Below are 2,225 nucleotides of genomic sequence, written 5' to 3'. Positions count from 1 at the left end.
TCACCTCACAAAACCGAATTTTTATCCTCAATTTTCTGTCGTCCTCGCTACGGAGACGCCCAGTCGGGCGCTATTCTCGGACAGCCTCCCGGCGCCTTTGCTATTCCCCGTTTTTCGGGAGTAGCTTGCCTATTATAATATCTTTTTCCTTAAACCCTAGACTTACACTGATTCTGGGGTCAAAACTAGAATCGGAAAAGTCTGCAACTTTTGCAGAATATTTATTTCCCATAAAATCATTTATTTTTATGCGAAGTTCTTGCGCTTTTTCCAAGGTGTCAACCACGATCTCAAGCTCGCCGGGACCCCGACCCCATTTGATTTTCTGGATAGGAGTACCGTTGAATTTTTCTTGTAAGGCCGTTAGTAATTGACTCTCTTCGGCTTCTGTTGGCAGGTCGCCAAAAGACTGCTCGGATATGGAGAATGTGGAGGATGTGGAGGATGTGGAAGATGTGGAGGATCGTCTGGAGGGTATCCAAGCGCTATCAATACTTCCTTCACCCGAAGGAACCAGATACTCTTGATCCTTAACCGCTGCTTCAAGCACACGATTACCTTTTTCATCGGCAACAATAGCCAGTCCGGGGCTATTAAAATTAAAATTAAAAGTTTTATCTTTTTTGTCAGACATATGTCTGGTGGCCTTTGATGTTGCAGTAGCAACTGAACCTTCGGCACCTTCCTCATTTAATTTGAAGACGGTTGTTTGGCGTGTTTCGACGTGATCAGTATACCTTCCGCCTATTTTCTCTAATTGGTCTGGCGTTATTTGTATTCCCCGTAAAGAACCAATCTGATCCAATAGATTGCTGTTCGTACTGTTTATATCCATCACCGGGAGCGTCAGTCTAACTTTTTCGGGTTTACTTTCAATTGCTCTACTTATCATATGATCAATGACCTCAGTACTTGTAATGCTGCCAATGGCATCAGGTGAAGGTTGAAGCGGTGCTATCGCCACCAAGTAAAGTTGCTCATCCCCCGGCTTTAATGGTTTAGCGATGGCAGCCAATACCTGGTTAAGGTCAACAAATACACGCACATCATCAGCCGTTGCACTCATCGTTTCAACGTTAGTTGAGGTCCCATCTGCGAACAAAAATGGCTTAAATTCAGTATTCTCCTTATCAAACGGTTTATTCCATTCTGCCTTAAATGACAGAATATGGTTCATGGTGGTGTCGATATTTTTCCGATAGGGGTGATTCCCCAGAAAATCAGTAATTAAACCCCCGGTAGCGCTTTTGACGTATTCATCCGTCACATCAGCTACGCTTAAATTTCCATCAGAGCGGAGTAGCTCTGCATGATAATACTTGGACAGGACTTCTAAAAGTCCATCATCGAAGTCCTGATAACTACTGGTTGCTATGAAGCTCAATGCAGAAACCATCTGCTTGTTGTTACCATCGAAAAGATGCTCTACGCCGTAACGCCCCAGTACCTCATGGAGTGCCAAAACAAGCTCAGGTGTCAGTTCATCGGGAGGTATGCCAAGGATCTTTGCCATATCGTCTTTATGCATGGCTGCCAGCAACAATCCCAGTGACGAGGACAGGCTCGTACTGGACGTAACATTGCTGGACCCGCCGGCAAGATTTAATATTCTAAAAGCCAGGTCATTAATACATGCGGTAACTATGCTTTCAGCACGTTCCAGGAGTTCTTGCCAGTTGGAGGTTGTTGTTTCAATCGGTGCATGTGTAGAAACAGTTGGTGTTATTGTGCGTGAGCTGGTTGGGTTGATCATTTTAATGCTCCTAATATACTGATGTTATCAGGGTTGAAATCAATCAATATTTGTCGACCAAGGTCAGACAGAATCAGTAGACAGCCTCTTGGGATTTAAAGTTCCGAAAAAAATGAATTTTTTCCCTTATGCTTCAGATCTTCAAGTTTCTGTTTTAACTGGTTCTCGTCCAAAAACGCATCAGGCAATCATAATTTGACTGTACGTATGTTTTACTCGATTTCGCAGTTTTTAATCAAAAGAATTGACCGTAAAAATCAGTGTTGGCTCTGAAATAGCCTGTTTTCTCAGGCCTGATCGTTTTTTGATTGGTAGTATGAGAACCATCTGGTCTCATCTTGTGATTAAGCATAAGGGAGGAGCCCGACTATAGGCAATAACATAGACATATGTAGACAAACTGCGTTTTAATGAGTGCATGTAACTATGGATTTTTGTTAACCTGTGGAGTATCTAAAGAAAGTACTGGTAT

The 2,225-nt window shown here is 42.9% G+C and carries 1 protein-coding gene; it reads right to left on the bottom strand.

Annotation, left to right across the window (positions count from 1 at the left end):
* Positions 1–100: 100 nt before the first annotated feature.
* Complete coding sequence (locus KDK14_RS03035) at positions 101–1,753, bottom strand: serpin family protein (RefSeq protein WP_257263546.1); 1,653 nt, start codon at positions 1,751–1,753, stop codon at positions 101–103.
* Between the last annotated feature and the right edge of the window lie 472 nt (positions 1,754–2,225).

It is taken from the genome of Endozoicomonas sp. ONNA2, assembly GCF_024606365.1.
Classification (GTDB): domain Bacteria; phylum Pseudomonadota; class Gammaproteobacteria; order Pseudomonadales; family Endozoicomonadaceae; genus Endozoicomonas.
This window is presented reverse-complemented; position numbering and strand designations above follow the sequence as displayed.